Source organism: Streptomyces sp. NBC_00236 (assembly GCF_036195045.1).
In the GTDB taxonomy this organism is placed as follows: Bacteria; Actinomycetota; Actinomycetes; order Streptomycetales; family Streptomycetaceae; genus Streptomyces.
Genome location: NZ_CP108100.1, coordinates 4,236,853 through 4,258,312, shown reverse-complemented (window position 1 = coordinate 4,258,312; position 21,460 = coordinate 4,236,853). Strand labels below are relative to the sequence as shown.

General features: G+C 70.2%; 16 protein-coding genes and 2 tRNA genes. 7 read left to right on the top strand and 11 right to left on the bottom strand.

Annotation, left to right across the window (positions count from 1 at the left end; genetic code table 11):
• Positions 1–32 precede the first annotated feature (32 nt).
• Together OG446_RS19150 and OG446_RS19145 are read left to right on the top strand one after the other, a co-directional pair.
• Complete coding sequence (locus OG446_RS19150; RefSeq protein WP_328895196.1) at positions 33–230, top strand: helix-turn-helix domain-containing protein; 198 nt, start codon at positions 33–35, stop codon at positions 228–230.
• On the top strand, positions 230–1,504 hold the full coding sequence (locus tag OG446_RS19145; RefSeq protein ID WP_328895195.1) for a tyrosine-type recombinase/integrase: 1,275 nt from the start codon (positions 230–232) through the stop codon (positions 1,502–1,504). Before OG446_RS19150 ends, OG446_RS19145 begins: the two co-directional genes overlap by 1 nt.
• Before the next feature lie 80 nt (positions 1,505–1,584).
• On the opposite strand, the gene OG446_RS19140 is transcribed toward OG446_RS19145, so the two are convergent.
• A tRNA-Arg gene (locus OG446_RS19140) sits at positions 1,585–1,657 on the bottom strand.
• Between the two features lie 220 nt (positions 1,658–1,877).
• A tRNA-Ser gene (locus tag OG446_RS19135) sits at positions 1,878–1,968 on the bottom strand.
• 225 nt (positions 1,969–2,193) lie between these two features.
• On the opposite strand from OG446_RS19135, the gene OG446_RS19130 reads away from it, so the two are divergent.
• Positions 2,194–2,652 carry an SSI family serine proteinase inhibitor gene (locus OG446_RS19130; protein WP_328895194.1) on the top strand — a complete coding sequence of 153 codons (459 nt, stop codon included), beginning with the start codon at positions 2,194–2,196 and terminating at the stop codon, positions 2,650–2,652.
• 213 nt (positions 2,653–2,865) lie between these two features.
• Positions 2,866–7,302 (top strand): PAS domain-containing protein, encoded by a 4,437-nt coding sequence (locus OG446_RS19125; RefSeq protein ID WP_328895193.1) that lies wholly within the window; start codon positions 2,866–2,868, stop codon positions 7,300–7,302.
• A gap of 93 nt (positions 7,303–7,395) precedes the next feature.
• Here OG446_RS19125 and OG446_RS19120 read toward each other — a convergent pair whose 3' ends face one another.
• The 8 genes from OG446_RS19120 to OG446_RS19085 all read right to left on the bottom strand — a co-directional run bounded on the left by OG446_RS19120 (position 7,396) and on the right by OG446_RS19085 (position 15,659).
• Entirely contained in the window at positions 7,396–9,045 is a 1,650-nt protein-coding gene (locus tag OG446_RS19120; RefSeq protein ID WP_328895192.1) for a long-chain fatty acid--CoA ligase, read from the bottom strand.
• 356 nt (positions 9,046–9,401) lie between these two features.
• The gene (locus OG446_RS19115) at positions 9,402–10,046 is read right to left on the bottom strand and encodes a SigE family RNA polymerase sigma factor (protein ID WP_328895191.1); all 645 of its coding nucleotides are present in this window, start codon (positions 10,044–10,046) and stop codon (positions 9,402–9,404) included.
• A 203-nt stretch (positions 10,047–10,249) separates the two neighbouring features.
• Positions 10,250–11,416, bottom strand: coding sequence for a lipid-transfer protein (locus tag OG446_RS19110; RefSeq protein ID WP_328895190.1), 1,167 nt, complete (start codon positions 11,414–11,416; stop codon positions 10,250–10,252).
• Entirely contained in the window at positions 11,413–11,808 is a 396-nt protein-coding gene (locus OG446_RS19105; protein ID WP_328895189.1) for a MaoC family dehydratase, read from the bottom strand. The genes OG446_RS19110 and OG446_RS19105 overlap by 4 nt, the downstream gene beginning before the upstream one ends.
• Positions 11,805–12,863, bottom strand: a complete 1,059-nt coding sequence (locus tag OG446_RS19100) for an acyl-CoA dehydrogenase family protein (protein WP_328895188.1) — start codon at positions 12,861–12,863, stop codon at positions 11,805–11,807. The genes OG446_RS19105 and OG446_RS19100 overlap by 4 nt, the downstream gene beginning before the upstream one ends.
• 1 nt (position 12,864) lies before the next feature.
• Positions 12,865–13,878 carry a bifunctional MaoC family dehydratase N-terminal/OB-fold nucleic acid binding domain-containing protein gene (locus tag OG446_RS19095; protein WP_328895187.1) on the bottom strand — a complete coding sequence of 338 codons (1,014 nt, stop codon included), beginning with the start codon at positions 13,876–13,878 and terminating at the stop codon, positions 12,865–12,867.
• On the bottom strand, positions 13,875–15,056 hold the full coding sequence (locus OG446_RS19090) for an acyl-CoA dehydrogenase family protein (protein ID WP_328895186.1): 1,182 nt from the start codon (positions 15,054–15,056) through the stop codon (positions 13,875–13,877). Before OG446_RS19090 ends, OG446_RS19095 begins: the two co-directional genes overlap by 4 nt.
• Before the next feature lie 291 nt (positions 15,057–15,347).
• Positions 15,348–15,659, bottom strand: coding sequence for a hypothetical protein (locus tag OG446_RS19085; RefSeq protein ID WP_328895185.1), 312 nt, complete (start codon positions 15,657–15,659; stop codon positions 15,348–15,350).
• Positions 15,660–15,969: 310 nt separating this feature from the next.
• On the opposite strand from OG446_RS19085, the gene OG446_RS19080 reads away from it, so the two are divergent.
• The gene (locus tag OG446_RS19080) at positions 15,970–16,884 is read left to right on the top strand and encodes a bifunctional DNA primase/polymerase (RefSeq protein WP_328895184.1); all 915 of its coding nucleotides are present in this window, start codon (positions 15,970–15,972) and stop codon (positions 16,882–16,884) included.
• Positions 16,885–17,524: 640 nt separating this feature from the next.
• Entirely contained in the window at positions 17,525–18,097 is a 573-nt protein-coding gene (locus OG446_RS19075) for an O-methyltransferase (protein WP_328895183.1), read from the top strand.
• Positions 18,098–18,123: 26 nt separating this feature from the next.
• On the opposite strand, the gene OG446_RS19070 is transcribed toward OG446_RS19075, so the two are convergent.
• Complete coding sequence (locus tag OG446_RS19070) at positions 18,124–19,242, bottom strand: IS630 family transposase (protein WP_328895182.1); 1,119 nt, start codon at positions 19,240–19,242, stop codon at positions 18,124–18,126.
• Positions 19,243–19,398: 156 nt separating this feature from the next.
• Here OG446_RS19070 and OG446_RS19065 point away from each other — a divergent pair, with 156 nt between their 5' ends.
• Positions 19,399–20,718: an IS630 family transposase gene (locus OG446_RS19065; RefSeq protein WP_328898339.1), complete on the top strand. Its 1,320-nt coding sequence runs from the start codon at positions 19,399–19,401 to the stop codon at positions 20,716–20,718.
• Positions 20,719–21,460 lie beyond the last annotated feature (742 nt).

The following is a 21,460-nucleotide window of genomic DNA, read 5'->3' as shown; positions in this document are numbered from 1 at the left end:
CCCGTATGCCCTGCCAAGGAGGCAGCGACCCGATGCGTACGCCACTCTCCACCGCGCCCGAAACCCTGACGGTCCCCGAGGTGATGAAGGCCCTGCGTCTGAGCCGCAGCAAGGTCTACGACCTCTTCCGCTCCAAGCAGCTCAAGAGCTTCACCGTCGGCCGCGCCCGCCGCGTCCCCGTCGACGCCCTGAACACCTACATCCAGCTCCAAGTCGAGGAGGCCGCCTGATGGCCAAGCGTCGCGCCAATGGCGAAGGAACGATCACGAAGCGCAAAGACGGTCGGTACCACGCAGCCGCTTACGTCTACCGCCCCGATGGCACCCGGGTACGAAAGTTCGTCTACGGGAAGACCCGAGACGAGGTGGCCGGCAAGCTCACCGAATTGCAGGAGAAGACGCGGCAAGGGATTCCGGCCGCGTCGTCCACGATGGCGTTCGGGGACTACCTCACCTACTGGCTGGCCACTGTCGCGCCTGAGCGGCTCAAGCCCGCGACGCTGAACAGCTATGAGGGGCTGTCACGCCTCTACATCCGCCCCGCGCTCGGAAAGAAGAAGCTCAATCGGCTGTCTCCGGCAGACGTGCGGCGGTTCCTCGCAGAGTTCAAGGTCTCGTGCCTCTGCTGCCTCCGCGGGGCGGACAAGGAGAGGCTGGAGGGCAAGCGCAACTGCTGCGCGGTCGGTCGCTGCTGTAAGCGCCGGCCGTCGGCCCGAACGGTGCAGTACATCCACGCGGTTCTCCGGTCCGCGCTCCAGCAGGCGATGCGCGAAGAACTGATCGCCCGGAACGTCGCACGGATCGTGGAGACACCGACAGTCGACGCCAAGGAGGTACGTCCATTGGACACCGGCGAAGTTCGCATGCTGCTCAAGACCGCCCAGTCCCACCGCCTGCACGCCTTGTGGCTGCTACTCATTTCCACTGGCCTACGTCGAGGAGAGGCCCTGGGGCTCACCTGGTCCGATGTTGACCTGGCGGGCGGTCAGCTACGTGTGCGGCGGAACGTGCAGCGCATCCGACGCGAGCTGATCTTCGGCACACCGAAGACCACACGGTCCGTGCGCACGGTCGCTCTGTCGAAGGGGTGCGTGCAGGCGCTCACCGAGCACCGCGACCGGCAGGAACGGGAGCGCAAGGTGGCCGGCCCGAAGTGGCAGCCGGTGCCCGAGCACCCGAAGGGCCTCATCTTCACCACGGTGACGGGCCGTGTCACCGACCCCCGCGGCCTGAACAGGATGCTCACCATCCTGTGCCGGGACGCCAAGGTCCGGCGGGTACGCGTGCACGACCTGCGCCACACCTGCGCGTCGCTGCTGCTGGCGCAAGGGGTCGACGCTCGCACGATCATGGAGACGCTCGGCCACAGCACCATCACCATGACCCTGGACACCTACGCGCACGTGATGGACACGACGCTGCGGGCAGCAGCAGAGAGCATGGACGACGCGTTGGAGTTCGGCAGCAAAGAAGATGAGGAGACGGAGTCCGACGACGACGCGTGATCCCGGATTCCGGGCGCGTTGATGTCACCCGCTGATGTCAAAGGCCCCCTGGACGATGTCCAGGGGGCCTTTGACCTGTGTGCACTCGGCAGGATTCGAACCTGCAACCTTCTGATCCGTAGTCAGATGCTCTATCCGTTAAGCTACGAGTGCTTGTGCTTTCCGGGGTTTTTTCTGCCCCGTCGGCGTTGCGAGAACAACATTACATGACCTGCGCCGTGACGCGAAATCCATTAGCCGCACCGTGGCTGAGCTGCGAGATCACTGGTTCGGGAGACCCCCTGATCGGACCGCCCCAGGCACCCTCCCGGCCCGACCCGACCCGGGAACGACCGAAGCCCCGTGCCAGTGGCACGGGGCTTCGGTGATCAAGCGGAGGCGGAGGGATTTGAACCCTCGATGGGCTTTAAGACCCAAACCGCATTAGCAGTGCGGCGCCATAGACCGGACTAGGCGACGCCTCCAGCACACCCCGCGCGAGCGCGAGTGGTGTGTGCAGATGATGACACAGCTGAGCGCTGCGTCACCAATCGCTGCCTACGGTACTAGGCAGTCGGCCGCGAGGGCAAAGTGCCTCCGGTTGCGCAACGCCGTGGCGTGCGGAGCGTTAGTCAGGGTGGGGCGTCCGCCCTTCGTTCTTCTTCGTCGTCGGCCGGTGCCGGCGACACGTACGACCACAGGAGTCCGCAATGATGCGTCGTCTCGCCCTCACCGCCGTCGTGTCACTGGCCGCACTGTCCGCCGCCGCCCCCGCGGCGACGGCCGTGGCCGGTCCCCTGCCGTTGCCGTTGCCGCTGCCCGTGCTGCAGAACGACACCGCCGGCACGCATCTCACCGTGGTCGTCTCCGGGTCGGGGGACCCGGAGGCCGACGGGACGTACGAGCTGGAGTGCGACCCGGCCGGCGGCAGCCACCCCGTGGCACAGCAGGCATGCGACCGGCTGGCGCAGCTGCCGGGGGAGAGCGCGGACCCGTTCGCACCGGTGTCCCGGAACGCGATGTGCACGCAGCAGTTCGGCGGAGGGGCCACCGCCCGGATCACCGGCACCTGGGAAGGGCGAAGCATCGACTCTGCGTTCGAGCGGACCAACGGGTGCGAGATCGGGCGCTGGAACAGTCTGCGGCCGGTGCTCCCCAACGTCCGGTGAGCTGCGGCTGCACCGGGTTCGGGGCGGCCCGCGGGGCACGTAATGGGCCAGAGTCGTACACCGTATGCACAGAACCTTGGTGAGAGCTCCCCCTCATCCGCCGCCCCTTGCCCCTCCCCTGCCTTTAGACTCCTCCAGTGACAGCCTGAGGCCCGAGGGGCAAGATGGGGCCCGCTGTCGGCAAGGTGCAGTAATCAGGGAGGAAGCGTCGTCGTGAGCAGCAGGCCATCTCGAGGCGCTGCTCGCCTCGCAGCCATACTCGACGCCCTTCCGGACGGGCTTCTGCTCGTCAACTGCAACGGTACGGTCGTCAACGCCAACACCATCGCCCTCGAAATGTTCGAGACGCCGGGCACCGCGCTCGTCGGTCGCGGACTGCTCGATCTGCTGCCGGAGTTCGACTCCAAGCTGATCCCGGGGTCGATGCGGAGGCCGGAGGCTGCGGACGAGCGGGGCCGGACCAAGCCCACGCGGATGACCGCGCGGCGCACCGACGGCAACGAGTACCCCGTCGAGGTGACGAGCGCCAGCCTGGAGGACGGGCAGGCGGCGTACACGGACGTCCAGAGCACCTACAGCGGCAGCTATACGGGTGACGAGCTGCTGATGCTCGTCGTGCGCGACCTCTCGGGCACCGTCGACACCGAGGCCGAGCTGGCCCGGTCCCAGCGCCAGACCGAGATGATCCTGCGGGCAGCGTCCGAGGGTGTCGTCGGTACCGACACGGACGGCCGTGTCGTGCTGGTCAATCCCGCCGCCGCACAGATCCTCGGCTTCCGCGCCACCGACCTGGGTGGCCAGGAGCTGCATCCGCTGATCCTGCACTCGCGAGCCGAGGGCGAGCCGTTCCCGTACGAGGAGTCGCCGCTCGCCGACACCCTCAAGTCGGGGCGCAAGCACCGGGTGCGCGGGCAGGTCCTGTGGTCCAAGAGCGGTGCGCAGGTACCCGTCGACCTGACCACCGCGCCCGTGCGGGACGGCGACCAGCTCGTCGGCGCGGTGATGACGTTCACCGACCGCCGGCCGTACGAGGACCTCGACGCGAAGCGCAGGACCGAGGTCGCCGAGCTGACCGCGAGCCACACCGCGGAGGTCACGGAACTCACCGAGCGGCACACCGCCGAGGTCACCGGACTGACGGAACAGCACGCGGCCGAACTCGCGGACCGCACCGAGCGCTACGCCTCCGAGCTGGAGGAGCAGGCCGAACGGCTGGCGGACCTGTCCGCCCGGCACACCCAGCTGACCGCCGTGCTCGGCGAGTCGCTGCGCGGGCCGCTGGAGGAACTGCGCGGTGAGCTGTCCGTGCTCGCCGCCGACCCGGCCGGCCAGCTGTGGCCCGAGGCCAACCAGATCCTGCACCACCTCGCCGCCGGCTATGCGCGGATGACGACGCTCGTCGACAACGTGCTGAGCTATCAGCGTCTGGACGGCGGCTCCGAGGCGCTCGTCAAGACGAACGTGCTGCTGGACGGCGTGGTGACGGCCGGTATCGACGCCGCCGTCGAACTGATCGGTCCCGGCCGTGCCCAGTTCGCCGTGCACGCGCCGCCGATCGAGGCCGAGGTCGACGCGGGACGGCTCGTGACCGCGCTCGCGCACCTGGTCGCGGACGTCGCCGGCGTCGACTCCACCGGCAAGGCCCGGCTGGTGCCGGGTGGCGGTTACGTCGACTCGACGGTCGTCGTGGCAGCGGCACAGCGTGGTGACGTCGTACGGATCGAGGTGCGCGGCCCGTTCGCCGGGGGAGACCCGGTGCACGAGCCGATCGTGCGCGGGATCGTACGGGCGCACGGTGGTGTGCTCCAGACGCATGAGATGCCGGGGATGAGCGGCAGCGCGTACGTGCTCGAAGTCCCGCTCGGCGCGGGTTCGGGGACCGTGATGCCGCCGATGGTGCCCGAGGCAGCCGTGGCTCCGCCGATGGTGCCCGAGCCGGCCCTGGCTGCGCCGATGGCCCCCGGGACCGCGGTGGTTGTGCCGGGGTCCGAGGCCCAGCACGGTTCCGGGACATCGTCGAGTGAGGTCGCGGTTCCCGACGGCGGCAGGCGTGGTCGCCGTGCACGCCGGAGCTCCACGGACGCGTTCCTGGAGAGCCCCGTGGGTGGCTCCGACGGCACGGGCGAGATCGGTGCCTCCGACACGGGGGCGGCCGAGCCCACCGGGCGCCGGCGTGCGCGCCGGGAAGCGGGCGCGAATTCCGCCCCGGAGTCCGTCGAAGCATCCGCGGACGCGCCCGCGCCCGATGCGGCGGGCCCGCACGAACTCGTTCCGGCCCCGCAGGCAAGCGGCTCCGGCCGTAGGCGCGGCCGGCCCAGCCCGGCGGAGACCGGCGCCCCGTCCGACGCCGTGCAGCAGGGCCCGGGGCAGGCGCTCGCACTGCCCGCGGCCGCGGCAGCCGCGCCTTCGGAGGGGTCCGTGGTGACGGCCGCCGAGGGCGCCCAGGGGGCCGGTGGCCGTCCGCAGCGCGGTCGGACCGTCCCACCGCAGGGTGTTCCGGCACAGGGCGTCCCGCCGCAGGGAGTGCCGGCCGAGGCGCCGATGCCGGTGCCGGCGGGCGGGCACCGGGCGCACCGGGGCGGCGGCGACCAACTGGCGCTTCCGGCCGCCGGCGCCGCCGTGGAGACCGCAGGCCCCGCGGCCTACCCCGGACACGACGACACCGCCCGGACGCACGGGCAGCCTCAGGGCGGACCGGATCAGGGCGGGCAGCCGGCATACGGGCAGGCGCAGGCCGGACAGGCAGGCGGCGTACAGGCAGGCGGCGTACGGGCGCAGGCCGGGGCGCCGGCGCAGCAGCCGACCGGGCGGCGTGCCCGTCGCGCCCTGTCGGCCGCCCAGGACCGGGCCGCCCAGGCCGAGGCGGGCCCGCGCGTCCCGTTCGCACTCCCGCCGGCGGATGCCGACCGGGTGCCGCCCACCGCCGGTGAGGCGGACGCCTCGCTGCCCGGGCGGCATGACGCGGTGTCCGGCGCGCCGGAGCACGACCACACCCCGCCGCAGGCCCACCCGCTCCCGACCGGGCGCCGCCGGGCCAGGCACGCCGAGGCACCTCCCGCACCTCAGGCACCTCACGCGCCTCAGGCTCCGCAGGCGCCTCACGCACCGCACGCACCGCACGCACCGCAGGAGGAGCAGGGCGGGCAGCCGGCCGGCCCCGGTCCCTCCGACCGGCCTTCGCCGCCTGTGCAGCCCGGTGGCTGGGACATGGACGACGCGTCGGGTCAGGGCCCCGCCGCCCAGGGCGGGCCCGAGGCCGACCCGAACCTGCCCGCCTCCGGGCCGACCACGCACACCACCGGGACGACCACCGCCGGCAACGCCCGCGGCGCCGCTCCCGAGGGCGCGGACGGCCCTGCGGAACCGGTCGGCCCCGCAGACCTGTCCGCCGCCCACGACGGCAGCCGGCCGCGGACGCTCTCGCCCGGTCCGGACGCGCGGCGGCAGCCGCTGCCCGCCGAGGCGCCCATGCCCGGGTCGCCGGACTCGACGCAGGGGCGCGCGTTCAGCGTGCGGACGCTGGGACAGGGCGTGCCGTTCGCCCAGCACATCGCCCACCAGCAGAACCAGACCCTCGGCGGCGGTGCGGGCGGCGCCGGCCGGCGCCGCAAGCTCGCCGCACCTCCCGAGGGCGACCGCGACGAACGCACCGCCCTGCCGCCCGCGGCCACCACCGCGCCCCACGCCCCCGCACCGCAGCCGCCCGCCGCGCAGACCGGCCCCGGCCCCGGCCCCGGCGGCACCGCCGGCACCGTGCAGGGCCAGGGCTCGGGGCAGTTGCTCGCCGCTCCGGCGGCAGAAGGACGTGCGTACGCGATAGGGGCGCCCGACGAGGGTGCCGTCGAGGGACCGGAACCACTGGACGGTCCCGGCGGCGCCGTCGAGGTCGCCAACCGCCCGTCCCCGCAGCCCGTCGACGACGAACTGCCCCCGGAACCGCTGGACAACCCGCGCCGGCTCCTCGTCTGGCCGGCCCCCGATGTCCCCACCCAGCAGGCGCTGAGCGACCGCGGCTACCGGCCGGTGATCGTGCACTCGCGCGAGGAGGTCGACGCGCAGATCGCGGCGTTCCCTGCCGCGCTCTTCGTGGACCCGCTGACCGGCCCCATCACCCGCAAGGCCCTGCAGTCGCTGCGTCAGGCGGCGGTGGCGGCCGAGGTGCCGGTGCTGGTGACCGCCGGTCTGGGACAGGCCTCGCGGGAGGCGGCGTACGGTGCCGACCCCGCCGTACTCCTGAAGGCCCTCGCCCCGCGCGACAGCGAACAGCATCCGCCGCGCGTCCTGCTGATCGAGGAGAGCCAGGAGATCTCGCTCGCGCTGACGCAGACCCTGGAGCGGCGGGGCATGCAGGTCGCCTGCGCCGCGACGGACAGCGAGGCGGTCTCGCTCGCGACCCGGATGCGGCCGAACCTGGTGGTGATGGACCTGATGCAGGTACGCCGCCGCCGCGCCGGGATCGTCGACTGGCTGCGCGCCAACGGCCAGCTGAACCGCACCCCGCTGGTCGTCTACACCTCGGCCGACATGAACCGCTCGGAGCTGCCGAAGCTGAGCTCGGGCGAGACGGTCCTCTTCCTGGCCGAGCGCTCGACGAGCGACGAGGTGCAGTCCCGCATCGTCGACCTGCTCGCGAAGATCGGCACGAACTGACCGCGGACGGTCTTCGGCACACACGGACGAGGGCGGTACGGGATCACTCCCGTACCGCCCTCGTCGTCTTCGCGTTCCGCCGCACCGCCCGGCTCAGAGCTGGGTGATGTCCAGCTCGCCCGCCGCGTACTGCTTGCGGATCACCTTCTTGTCGAACTTCCCGACGCTCGTCTTCGGCACGGACGCGATGACCGACCAGCGCTCCGGCAGCTGCCACCTGGCGATGCCCGACTCGGCGAGGAACGCCTTCAGCGCCTCGTAGTCGGCGGTGGCGGCCTCCTTGAGGACGACGGTCGCGAGCGGACGCTCGCCCCACTTGTCGTCGGGGACGGCCACGACCGCGGCCTCGGCGACATCCGGGTGCGCCATCAGCGCGTTCTCCAGCTCGACGCTGGAGATCCATTCGCCACCGGACTTGATGACGTCCTTGGCCCGGTCCGTGAGCGTGAGGAAGCCGTCCTCACTGATCACACCGACATCGCCGGTCTTCAGCCAGCCGTCCTCGCTGAACTTGTCCTCGGGCCGCAGCGCCTGGCCGTCGGCGCCGCCGTAGTACGCGCCGGCGATCCAGGCACCGCGTACCTCCAGCTCACCGGCCGACTCGCCGTCCCAGGGCAGGTGCTCGCCGGTGGGGCCGGTCAGCCGCGCCTCCACGCCTGCCGGGAAGCGGCCCTGCGTGACGCGGTAGGGCCACTCCTCCTCCTCGGTCAGCCCGGCGGGCGGGTTGGCCATGGTGCCGAGCGGCGAGGTCTCCGTCATGCCCCAGGCGTGGCAGAGCCGGACGCCGAGCTTGTCGTACGCCTCCATGAGAGCGGGCGGACAGGCGGCGCCGCCGATGGTGACGTTGGCCATCGAGGTGAGGTCGCGGGGGTTCGCGGTGACCTCGGCCAGCAGGCCCTGCCAGATGGTGGGGACGGCGGCGGCGTGGGTCGGACGCTCGCGCTCGATCATGTCCGCGAGCGGGGCGGGCTGCAGGAAGCGGTCCGGCATCAGCATGTTGACGCCGGACATGAACGTGGCGTGCGGCAGGCCCCAGGCGTTGACGTGGAACTGCGGCACGACCACCAGGCTGGTGTCCCTGTCCGTCAGTCCCATCGACTCGGACATGTTGACCTGCATGGAGTGCAGGTAGATCGAACGGTGGGAGTAGACGACGCCCTTGGGGTCCCCCGTGGTGCCGGAGGTGTAGCACATGGCGGCGGCCTGGCGTTCGTCCAGCTCGGGCCAGTCGTAGGTGGTGGGACGGCCGGCGATCAGCTCCTCGTAGTCGTGCACCCGTACCGCGGCCCCGTCCAGGACGGAGCGGTCACCGGGGCCCGAGACGACCACGTGCTCCAGCGACGTCAGCTGGGGGAGCAGCGGGGCGAGGAGCGGCAGCAGGGAGCCGTTGACGAGGACGACCTTGTCGTCGGCGTGCTTGACGATCCAGACCAGCTGCTCGGCGGGGAGCCGGAGGTTGAGGGTGTGGAGGACGGCGCCCATCGACGGGATGGCGAGGTACGCCTCCACGTGCTCCGAGTTGTTCCACATGAGGGTCGCGACCCTCTGGTCCCCGTCGATGCCGAGCTCGTCGTGCAGGGCGTGGGCGAGCTGGGTGGCCCTCCGGCCGATCTCGGCGAAGCTGCGCCGGTGCGGCTCGGGCTCTCCGGTCCAGGTCGTGACCTGCGACTTCCCGTGGATGGTCATCCCATGGGTCAGGATGCGGGTGACAGTCAGCGGTACGTCCTGCATGGTGCTGAGCACGGCGTCCTCCCGGTGGGCGCTACGCGGCAGTAAGGGTCCGCTGATTCTGCGCACATACCAAGCGGTATGTCACTACTCCCGAGGGAACGAATCGGTGTCGCCGGGCAATTTCACTCCAGCCGGACAGGCCGACGGACGCTTCTCGGCATGCTCGCTGCGTGCATGCTCGCCGCACGCATGGTCGTGGCATGCATGGTCGTGGCGTGCTGGTCGTGGCGTGCTGGTCGTGGCACTCACGACGCCTGTGGCATTTGGCCTGTGACGCCATGCCCGGGGGCGGGCAGCCCGGGGGCGGGCGTGCAGCCCAAGGGGCGGGCGTGCAACCCCGGCGACGGACCTGCGCGTCACCGGACGCGTCACCGGACGGGGGCCAGCTCCGGGTCCTCGCGCAGCTTGCCGAGCGCCCGGGACACCGCGCTCTTGACCGTGCCGATGGACACCCCGAGCACCTCGGCGGTCTGGGCCTCGCTGAGGTCCTCGTAGTAGCGCAGGACGACCATGGCCCGCTGGCGGTCGGGGAGCTTCAGCACGGCGCGCCACATCGCGTCGTGCAGCGTCTGCCGCTCGGCCGGGTCGGGCCCCGGTACGGCCTCCTGCTCCGGCAGTTCGTCGCAGGCGAACTCGTCGACCTTGCGCTTGCGCCACTGCGAGGTCCGGGTGTTCAGCAGAGCTCTGCGGACATAGCCGTCGAGTGCCCGGTGGTCCTCAATCCGCTCCCAGGCGACGTACGTCTTGGTCAGCGCGGTCTGCAGCAGGTCCTCGGCGTCGCTGGGATTCGCGGTGAGCGAGCGGGCGGCCCGCAGCAGCACCGGCCCGCGGGCCTTCACGAAGGACGTGAACGACGGATACGGAACGTGCGGTGCACGCGCGCCGTACGTCGGTCGCGCGGTGGCCGGGGTGCGCATGGCAGCGTGGGCGCGCGGGACGGCCTGGCTCCGCGGGACGGCCTGGGTGGTGGCAGCGGCTCCCCTGGAGGCGACCGTGCAGACTGGCGTGGTCATAACTCCACGCTAGGAGCGGACGCCGCCGCGGGGATCGCCCCCAGGTCCCGAAACGACGTCCGCCTCAGGGTGTAGGACTGGGGCCACCTCCACCTCCTGTAGGTGGAGGTGGCGCTCCTTCTGAGCTCAGGGTCCCCCCGAGACCACCCGGCCGGCCCCGGCCTTCCCACGGTGGGGCAGGGCCGGAGCAGGGTCGGAGCCCTTCACCCTGCCTGGCCCAGCACGAGGCCCGAGGTCGGCACCCCCGTGCCTGCCGTGACCAGGGAGGTGGCCGCTCCGGGTATCTGGTTCACCGACGTACCCCGGATCTGGCGGACCGCCTCCGCGATGCCGTTCATCCCGTGCAGGTACGCCTCGCCCAGCTGACCGCCATGGGTGTTCAGAGGCAGGGCGTCGGCGGCCACGAAGTCCGCGGCTTCACCCGGTCCGCAGAAGCCGAACTCCTCCAGTTGCATCAGCACGAACGGGGTGAAGTGGTCGTACAGGATCGCCACGTCGATGTCCGAGGGGGCCAGCCCCGAGTTGCGCCACAGCTGGCGGGCGACGACGCCCATCTCCGGCAGCCCCGTCAGATCGTCGCGGTAGAAGCTCGTCATCTGCTCCTGTGCCCGTCCGGCGCCCTGGGCCGCCGCGACGATCACCGCGGGCGGCTGCCGCAGGTCTCGGGCCCGTTCGGCGCTGGTGACGACGATCGCCTGCCCGCCGTCGGTCTCCTGACAACAGTCGAGCAGCCGCAGGGGCTCGACGATCCACCGGGAGGCGGCATGGTCGGCGAGGGTGATCGGCTTCCCGTAGAAGTACGCCGCCGGGTTGTTGGCGGCATGGCGCCGGTCGGTGACCGCGACATGGCCGAAGGCCTCCGGCGTCAGCCCGTACGCGTGCAGATAGCGCTGAGCCGCCATGGCCACCCAGGAGGCGGGGGTGAGCAGCCCGAAGGGCAGGTTCCAGCCGAGCGCGGTCCCCTCGGCCGTGGGCTCCCGCTGCTGCACGCCGGAACCGAAGCGGCGCCCCGACCGCTCGTTGAACGCCCGGTAACAGACGACCACGTCCGCTACCCCGCAGGCGACGGCGAGAGCCGCCTGCTGGACGGTGGCGCAGGCCGCCCCGCCGCCGTAGTGGATGCGCGAGAAGAACGACAGCTCACCGATGCCGGCCGCCTGGGCGACGGTGATCTCGGGGCTGGTGTCCATGGTGAAGGTGACCAGTCCGTCGACGTCGGCGGGCGCGAGACCCGCGTCGTCGAGCGCGGCGTGCACCGCCTCGACGGCCAGTTTGAGTTCGCTGCGGCCGGAGTCCTTGGAGAACTCGGTCGCCCCGATCCCGGCCACCGCCGCCTTCCCACCGAGCGAATCGGCTCTGCGCACGCTCATGCGGCCCCCTCCGGAACGGCGACGGTCACCGTGCCCGTCACGTGTCTGCCGATCCCGTTGACGCCGACAACCGCCACCTCGGCCGTACCGTCGTCGCCCACTGCGGTGACCGTGCCGCTCAGCACCATGGTGTCGCCCGGGTAGTTGGGGGCGCCGAGCCTGATGGCGACCCGCCTGAGCACGGCCGAGGGCCCGAACCGGTCGGTGACGTACCGCCCGACCAGGCCGTTGGTCGTCAGGATGTTCATGAAGATGTCCGGGGACCCCTTCTCCCGTGCCAGTTCCGCGTCGTGGTGGACGTCCTGGTAGTCGCGGGAGGCGAGCGCGCCTGCCACGATCAGCGTGCGGGTCACCGCGATCTCCAGCGGCGCAAGTTCCTCACCGGCCCTCACTCCGGTCCCTCCTTCACCAGCAGTTCGCCGAGTTCCTGAAGTACCGCGCCGCTGCCGCCGAGATGGGCGTCGAGCTGACGCCCCCAGAGGAAGTGGCGGTGCACGGGATGGTCGAGATCGGCGCCCGTGCCGCCGTGCAGATGCTGACCTGCGTGGACGACCCGCCTTCCGGCCTCGGACGCCCACCACGCGCTCGTCAGCGCCTGTTCCGCGTAGGGCAGCCCTTCATCGTGCCGCCATGCCGCCTCGTACGCCGTGACGCGTATCGCCTCGGTGTCCATGTACGCGTCGGCGGCCCGCAACAGCACCGCCTGATTCGTCGAGAGCGGACGCCCGAACTGCTCGCGGGCTCCGGTGTGTTCGACCGCGCGGGCCAGCGAACCGGCGCACACCCCTGCCTGCACTCCGGCGAACGCCGTCCGGGCGCCGGCCAGCACCTCCTCGTACGCCCCCGAGCCGCCCAGCCGCTCCGCGGGCGCCCCGTCCAGGGCGAGCCGCCCCGCCGACCATGGGGCCGTGGTCTCCACGGATTCCGTCACCACTCCCGGGCCCGCGGTCCGCACGATCCACAGGCTCCGGTCCGCAGCCGCGACCAGGACATGGGTGGCGTCCCGCAGCCACGGAACCAGCGGGACACTGCCGTTCAGCCGGCCGCCCGCCTCGGCGTCCGCGCCCGTGTCCGCCACCGCGTGCACCGTGCCGCCGGCCGGGAACGCCCCTGCCGCCACCGCCGTCCCGTCCCGGAACGAGGGCAGCAGGCGCTCGCGCTGTTCGTCCGTACCGTGCTCGGCGACGGCGAGGATCCCGTACACACAGCTCGCCACGAACGGCACCTGCGCGGTCGTCCGGCCCTGCTCCTCCGCGAGCAGCACCAGCCCGAGGAGCCCGGTCTCCTCCGCTGCGCCGGGCAGTCCGGCCGCGCAGATCTCCTTCCAGAGCCCGGCGTCCGTACCGCTGCCGGCCTGGACCAGGCGTTCATGCGTGGACAGATCACCGAAGATCCGGGCCGCCAGCCCCTGCGCCGCGGCCTGTTCCTCGCTCGGCGTGAAATCCATGTCAGCCCTCACTTCCCCGGAAGACCGGAAGGACCAGCTCAGGGTCCGTACGAAGGAACTCCAGCCGCACCGGCATGCCCACCCGCACCTTGTCGCAGGGCACCCCGATGACGTTGCTGACCATCCGGACCCCCTCCGCGAGCTCGATCAGCGCCACGGCATACGGCCCGCCCTCCCCGTCTTCGCTGAAGGCGGGGAAGGACGGGTGGTGCATCACGACATGGCTGAAGACGGTGCCCTCACCCAATGCCTCGACCGTGTCCCAGTCGGGCGACCCACAGGCGTTGCATCCGGGCAGCCAGGGGAAGCGGAGTGCCTCGCACGCGGTGCAACGCTGGATCAGCAGCCGGTGGGAGGCGACGCCCTCCCAGAATCCGGCGTTGTCCCGGTTGATCACCGGCCTGGAACGCAGCGCGTTCCCTTGCCCCTTTCCCCCTCCCGTTTCCGTTTCCGTTCCCGTTTCCGTTCCCGCGGTTTCGCTCCCGGGCTCGGGGGTGGTCTTCTGCCTCGGCTTCGGCTTGGCGGGCCGGTATTTGAGGATGCGGAAGCGATGCGTCCCGGCGAGTTCTTCCTGCGCCCTGACGTCCATGCGTGTGGTGACGAAATAGCCCGTCCCCAGTTTCGTCGTCTTGCGCTCCGACACCGCCTCTATCACCGCGTCGAAGGTGATCCGGTCCCCGGGTCGCAGGGGCCGCAGATACTCCTGCTCGCAGTCGGTCGCGACCACGGAGGTGTATCCGGCCCCGTCGAGGAGCCCGAGGAGTTCGTCGTAGGCCCCGCTCCGGTCCGTGTGCCCGGACAGTCCGCCCATCGTCCACGCCTGGAGCATCGTCGGCGGGGCGACGGCATCGGGTCCGCCGTAGGCGGGGTGCGTGTCCCCCATCGCCTCGCACCAGTGCCTGATCATCGGCTCGTTCACCCGGTCCTTGCCGATGCCCGCAGTGGCCGCCGCCCGGCCCTCGTACGCCCTGAGCCGCTCGTACAGCTCGTCCGGAACGCCCTGCCCGGCCGTCACCGTTTCCCCCTCTTCATTCCGAGCCGCATCGTCGCGACGATCTCCCGCTGCACCTCGCTCACCCCGCCCCCGAAGGTGTTGATCTGCGCCGCCCTGTTCATCCGCTCCAGCTCCCCGTCCCCGAAGGCGCCGGGCGAACCGCTGCGGACCGACCCGGCATCGCCCGTGACCTCCTGGCACATGCGATACACCTCCACAGCGCTTTCGGTCCCGGCGAACTTCACGCCGCTCGCATCGCCGGGGGCCAGCGCTCCCGCTCCCACGGCCCCCACCAGGCGCCAGTTGAGTAGGCGCGTCGCCGCGAGCCGGGCATGCGCCTCGGCCAGCCGCGAGCGGACCCACGGCTCGTCGGCCGGCCGCCTCCCCGTCATGGGATCGGGAGTACGGGCGAAGGCGAGCGCCGCTTCGTAGAAGTCCTCGGCCTGCATGCCGATCGCGGCGAGCGCCACCCGTTCATGGTTCAGCTGGTTGGTGATCAACCCCCAGCCGCCGTTCTCCGCGCCAACGAGCGCGGTCACGGGCACGCGCACACCGTCGTAGTAGGTGGCGGTCGTGGTCAGCCCGCCCACCGTGTCGATGGGCGTCCAGCTGAAGCCGGGCGCGTCCGTGGGCACGAGAACGATCGAGATGCCCCGGTGCTTGGGCGCGTCCGGATCCGTACGGCAGGCAAGCCATATCCAGTCCGCGTTCTGCGCGTTGCTGGTGAAGATCTTCTGCCCGTCGATGACCCAGGAGTCGCCGTCGCGTACGGCCCGGGTGCGCAGCGCAGCGAGGTCGGTACCGGCCTCCGGCTCGCTGTAGCCGATGGCGAAGACGAGCTCGCCCGCCAGGATGCGCGGCAGGAAGTACTCCTTCTGGGCCTCCGTTCCGTACTTCATGAGTGTCGGACCGACCGTGTTCAGGGTGACCATGGAGACCGGGGCGCCGGCCCGGTAGGCCTCGTCGAAGAACACGAACTGTTCGTCCGCGCCGCGCCCCTGCCCCCCGTACTCGACGGGCCAGCCGAGACCGAGCATCCCGTCGGCCCCGATGCGACGCAGCAGCCGCCGCTGCGCGTCCGGGCCCGGATCCGGGGAGGCGGGGCCGGCGTGCCCGCCGCCTGCGGGCATGACTTCACCGAAGTAGGCACGGAGTTCGGCGCGCAGCTCCTGCTGGCGCTCGGTCGGGGCCAGATGCACGTCGACTGCCTCCCGGGAACGGGCACGAGGATCAGGGTTTCTGACTGTCCGTCAGATTCCGTTCCCCTGTCAAGGCACCGGACGGCCGGACCCGCGCCCGGATTCCCCACCCACCTCCGCTCCCGCCCCCTCAACACCAGCCCCGGCCTCCCCGGACTCCTGCTCGGCCCCCATTCCTCACCCGGTCCCGAAGGTCCAACGGCCCGCGTCCGCCACCGCAGTGGCGACACGCAGGCCGTCGCTCCCCCAACCGCGGCCCGACCCCCCGACCGGACCGCGGCAGGCACCGGATCACCAGAGGTTGGTGAAGTTCACCGCCAGGTTGTGCGTGGACTGGTCGATGTCGGTGAACGTCGAGCCGTTGACCTGGGCGGAGTTGCTCTGGTTCGACGCCCCGGAGCCGGTGGCCTGCTGCTGCGAGGTGGACGCGTTACCGAAGTTGTCCCCACCGACCCCGCTGCCGCTGATCGTGGCCACTCCCGCGTTCGATCCGTCGTTCGCGAACGAGCCGTTGTCGGCCTGGGCCACACCGCCGAGGAGAACGGCGGCAAGAGGCAGGGCGGCAACAACGGCGAGGGCACGAGCGGTACGGATGCTTGCCATGTCTATTCCTCCAGGAACCGAAAGTAAGGCTGAACCCGGGCAGTTGGCCGACCGCCCCGGCGATGGTCACGACGTCGCGAGATCAAAGTTGCCCAGCACCGCACCGGCGAACCACCCACGCGATCCGATTCCCTCGCAAGCATGAGGAAGCGAAGATAAACGCCCAGATCACACAAACTCCCAGGTCAGCCCGGTTCATGAAGCGAGCCCGCGCCCCACGGGAGGAGAAGCGTTCCGCCACCGAGTCCCGACCACCCCCTCACACCCCCACCCTCTTCCCTTATTCGAACATCCGTACGAACATGGAACCATGGCCACCATCGACCGGCGAACCGCCACCCTGGCCCTGGCCCACGCGCTCTCCGCCGCCGAGCACGGGCTCCCCGTCATCCCGCTGTCCGCCGCCAAACTCCCCGCCCTGCGCTCCCCGCACCGCGACGAGAACCCTTCGTCCGGCTGCCGGGGCGCCTGCGGCCGTCCCGGACACGGCGTCCACGACGCCACCACCGACCCCACCGCCGTCCGCGCCCTCTTCGCCGCCGCCCCCTGGGCCACCGGCTACGGCATCGCCTGCGGACGCGCCCCGCACCACCTCATCGGCATCGACCTCGACATCGATGCCGCCGGCCGGACCGACTCCGTGGCGGCCCTGCGACAACTGGCCCTGCAGCACCTGTTCACCCTCCCGCCGACCGTCACGGTGCTCACCCCCTCGGGCGGCCACCACCTCTGGCTGTCCGGCCCGCCCGGCGTGGCCGTACCGAACTCCGCCGGCCGCCTCGCCCCCGGCATCGACATCCGCGGCTCCGGCGGCTACCTGGTCGGCCCCGGCTCGGTCACCGCCCACGGCACCTACCGCCTCGTACCCGGCACCGGCAGCCTCCCGCCCGCACCCTGCCCGAGCGCCCTGCTCCACCTGCTGACGCCTCCGGCCCGCCCACGGCACCACCACGGCCGTCCCGACGGAACCCGTTCCGATCACGGCCATCGCGACCAGGGCCGCGGACTGGTCCAGTTCGTCCTGGCCGCGGACGAGGGCCAGCGCAACACCCGGCTCTTCTGGGCGGCCTGCCGCGCCTACGAACACGGCTTCGGCGACACGTTGGCCGACGCCCTCACCCGGGCCGCCATCGGCACCGGCCTCCCCGAACACGAGGCCCGGGCCACCATCGCCTCCGCCGCCCGCCTCACCCGCACCCGCACCCGCTGCGAGCCCCCACGATGAGTACCGTTCACCCGTGGAACCACCCGCACAGGGTCCAGCCTCTGTCGCCACGCCGTTTCCGATGAGCGCGGTCCCCTGCTCGTGGCCCGCCACCGGCCCCGGTGGCGGGCGGAGTTCGAGTCGTCGGCCGGGGGGAGCGAGTCCGCCGTGGCGGATGATTCCGGTCCGCTCATGCCCGTACCGCAGGTCAACACCGCCCGCAGGCACCCGCAGCACACGCACAGGGCGGGCCTCCGAACCGGAGACCCGCCCTGTGACCTGCTGTTTCTCTGACCTGGCGGTGGGTGTGGGATTTGAACCCACGGTGACATCGCTGCCACGACGGTTTTCAAGACCTTTTGGCGGTTCGGCCCCTTCTAGCCTCCGCCGCAGGTCAGGCCTGTACGGGCGCCCCGAGGGAGTCACCATCAAGGTTGTCGTGCCCTCTGCGTGCCCCTTCGACGACACCCTCAGAGCTCCGGAAGCCTCCCGTCGCCCAACGCTTCCGACATCCCTTCCGCGAATCAACGCGCGGGCACTCCTATGCGAGCGTCAATGACTAGTGCTCTGACCGGGAAGGTTCGCCGGGTCTGGATAGGTGAAACTCCGTACAGACGCCTCTGCTGGCGGATAGCGTCATGCTCACGATGAAGGGGGATTCGTGATCATGGCAGAGCGTGCGGTTCCGCCTCACGTGGTGGCCGCGGAGCGGGTCGCCTCCGAGGCGGGCTTCAAGAAGAGTTGCGTCCCGGAGGTGGGCAGGTTGCTCAGGCTGGCCGCTGCTGCGAAACCCCACGGAGTCATTGCGGAGAGCGGCACCGGCTCAGGCGTGGGTACCGCCTGGCTGCACAGTGGGCTTGCCGCCGGTGCCCGCCTAATTACCGCAGAGCGTGACGAGGAGCTGGCCCGTCGAGCGGCTGGTGTCTTCGCGGACGACGACCGCGTCAGCGTCCTCACTGGGGACTGGAGGCTGCTTGAGCAGCACGCCCCCTTCGATGTCTTCTTCTGCGACGGCGGAGGCAAGCGTGACGACCCCGAGGGGGTCGTCGAACTGCTTGCTCCCGGTGGCCTTCTCATCCTGGACGACTTCACCCCATCGCCCCATTGGCCGCCTCGTTTCGGCGGCGAAGTGGATGAACTCCGCCTGTTCTACCTCACTCATCCAGCCCTGGACGCCACTGAAGTGCTCACAACTCCCACCAGTTCAGCGGTTGTTGCGGCACGCCACCTATAGCCAAGAAGGTTTGAACCGTTCCTGATTTACGCCGCGAGGGCTGGTCTGCCGCCCCAGCGAACGCTCTTCTCGCTGCGAATGCGGGCGCGTTCCTTGCGTTGCGCAGCGAGGACTTGAGGATGTCGGGCGTTGGCGTTGCGCCAGCGCAGGTAGGCATGCAGGGCCCGGGTCTGCGCGGGGTGGCTCCGGTGGTTCGAATTCGCCAGGGTGAACTGCCGCAGCGGGCCGAAGTGCGCCTCGATCGGGTTGGCCCAGGACGCGTAGGTCGGGGTGAAGCACAGCTCGACCTTGTTCTTCATCGCCCACCGGCGGATGTCCGCGCCGGTGTGGGCGGAAAGGTTGTCCAGGATGATGTAGATCGGGGCGCCGTCAGGTCGGGCGGCACGGATCGACTTCAGCGCGGCCAGCGAGTTGATGGTGCCTTTGCGGCGGCGGTTGACGCCCCACAACCGGTCGTCGCCAACGGAGTAGCAGCCGTGGAAGTAGGTCACGCCGTGGGTGCGACGGTAGGTCGCCGGCAAACGGTTGGGTTTGCCCTGCTTCGCCCAGCAGGAGCCTCCGATCGGCCTAATCCCGAGGGGCCCGAACTCGTCGAAGGCGAAGGCTCGGTCCGGGAAGTGCTTCAGCACGTGCTCGATGCGGTCGAGCTTGGCGTCGCGCTCGGGGTCGGGCGACTCCTTCCAGGTCTTGGTGCGCTGGAAAGTGACGCCACGGCGCAAGAGCAGGCACCGTAAGGCTTCACGGCCGATGCGGATGACGCGTCCGTGCACGCGGCGCAGGTAGGCGGCGAGTTTACGGAGCGACCAGCGAGTGAAGGGCTGGCCTAGCTTGGCGGGTCGGGTGGTGGCCGTCTGGACGACGAAGTCCTCGTCGTCAGAGGCGAGCAGGCGGGGACGGCCTCCCGCCCATCGAGGGTCCAGGCAGGCCAGGCCGATCTCGTTGAACCGGTGGATCACGTTCCGCACCGTGTCCTCGTCGGCCTGGACCAGCTGGGCAATCACCGGGACACGGTTCCCGCCGGCGGACGCGAGCAGCATCATCGCCCGCCGATAGCGCACCGAACTTGTACTTCCCCGGCGCACGATCTGCTGCAGCTTCTGCCCCTCCTGGTCGGTCAGTCTGCGCGTCCGCACAGGCTCAGCCACCACACCTCCAGGGATCGGAACGGACGTCACCGCCTATCCAACCGTTCCAACCGCCAACCCGGCGAACCTTCCCGGTCAGAGCACTAGTGTGATGCGCCAGAAGTTCTGAGAGTTAGTAAGTACCCTGTTGTCATGTCGCATTCGGGGCCTTCTGCTGTGGCGATCGCGTTGTCCGAGGCCGAGCGTGCCGAGTTGTTGCGTCGGACAGAGGTGCCGCACCGGCGCTCGGCTGAGAAGGCTCGCATCATCCTGGCGTGTGCTGACGGCATGTCGAACGCGGGTGTCGCACGGCTCGTGGGTGTCCAGGCCAAGACGGTCGGCAAGTGGCGTCGGGCTTTCGCGGCGGAGCGGATGGCCGGTCTTGAGGACGCCGGCTGGATTGGCCGGCCGAAGGCCGACCTGATCCTCGACGATGCTGAGCGCAGGCAGCTACAGCAGTGGGCGCGGCGGGCCAAGACCGCCCAGTTCCTCGCGTTGCGAGCCAAGATCGTGCTGCGCTGTGCGGAGGGCGGTACGAACCAGCAGGCTGCGGCCGACCTCGGCATCGACAGGTCGACCGTGGACCGCTGGCGGGCCCGGTTCATCGCGAAGCGCCTCGATGGTCTGCATGACGAGCCGCGCTCGGGCCGGCCGCCTTCGATCCTCCTCGACCAGGTCGAGGAGGTCGTCGTGGCCACCCTGGAGTCGGCCCCGGGCCAGGACACGCACTGGTCGCGGGCCTCGATGGCCCAGCGCACCGGCCTGTCGAAGTCGACGATCGGGCGAATCTGGAAACGGTTCGACCTCAAGCCCCACCTGCAGGACTCCTTCAAGCTGTCCACCGATCCGCAGTTCGTCGCGAAGGTCGTCGACGTTGTCGGCCTGTACCACCACCCGCCCGAAAAGGCGGTCGTGCTCTGCGTGGACGAGAAGAGCCAGATCCAGGCGCTGGACCGGTCCCAGCCGGTGCTGCCGATGATGCCGGGCATGCCCGAACGCCGCACCCACGACTACTACCGGCACGGCATCACCAGCCTGTTCGCCGCCTTCAACATCGCCGACGGCACCGTCATATCGGCACTGCACCGCCGCCACCGGGCGATCGAGTTCAAGAAGTTTTTGATACGGATCGACAAGGCGGTGCCCGCCGGACTCGACGTGCATCTCGTCTGTGACAACTACGCCACCCACAACACCGCCGAGGTCCGGACATGGCTCGGCAAACACCCCCGCTTCCACGTCCATTTCACCCCCACCGGCTCCTCTTGGATGAACCAGGTGGAGCGGTGGTTCGGCCTGCTGACCGACAAACTCATCCGCCGCGGCGTCCACAGGTCCGTGAAAGCCCTGGAGGACGACATCACTGCGTGGATTGATACCTGGAACGAGAACCCGCGGCCCTTCACCTGGACCAAGACAGCCGACGAGATCCTCAACTCTCTCGCCGACTACCTCACCAAGGTCGGAACCACCGGCCAGAAGACAGAGCAGAACTAACCCTCAGAATTTCTGGCGCATCACACTAGCGACCTGGGCAGGCGCTACACCTCCGAAGACTCAGCCGAAGCGGCAGTACACCACGCCCCAACGCGAACGTTGAGATTCCTACAAACCGTAGGTCTGGAGCTGGAATCGCCGCCACAACGAAGCCCAACCAGAACACTGAAGCGCCATACAGAAGGCATACGTAAGTCCGTACGGGCATCGGCAGGCGGAAGCGGCACAACACCAGCACGAATCAAGGCACTAGGCCATCGCAACCTGAGAAGCAACGATTGTGACCCGATAGATATCGTGGAATCAAAAAAAACTTTCCAGAAGGGTTTGTATCCGCCCGCAGGAAGCGGTCTACTTCTCCATACGCGACGACGAACGACCCTCCGAGAGCAGCTAGTTGGCTCTCAGCGGGCCGTGTCACTACGTGGCGAACGCAAAGAGAGCCCCTGTATCGACCCGGGCGTCCAAACCATAGGTCGGTGGGGCTCTCCGCGCGTGCTTCCCTCATCCGCTAGCTGGGAACGGAGAAATCACGATTCATGAATGATAGGCAGCCCAGGCGGGTCCCGTATAGGCGTGCCGCCGAGTCGGCACGACGAGTACTGCACTGGATCACTCGGCACCGCAGGATTGCCGCGCTGCAGGTCCTCCGAGGAGCGTCCTACGGTGCGGGAACCACCGTCGTAAGTCTGATCGCACTGTGGATCAAGACCCGCTAGTGATCGCATCGTTCGCCAAACCT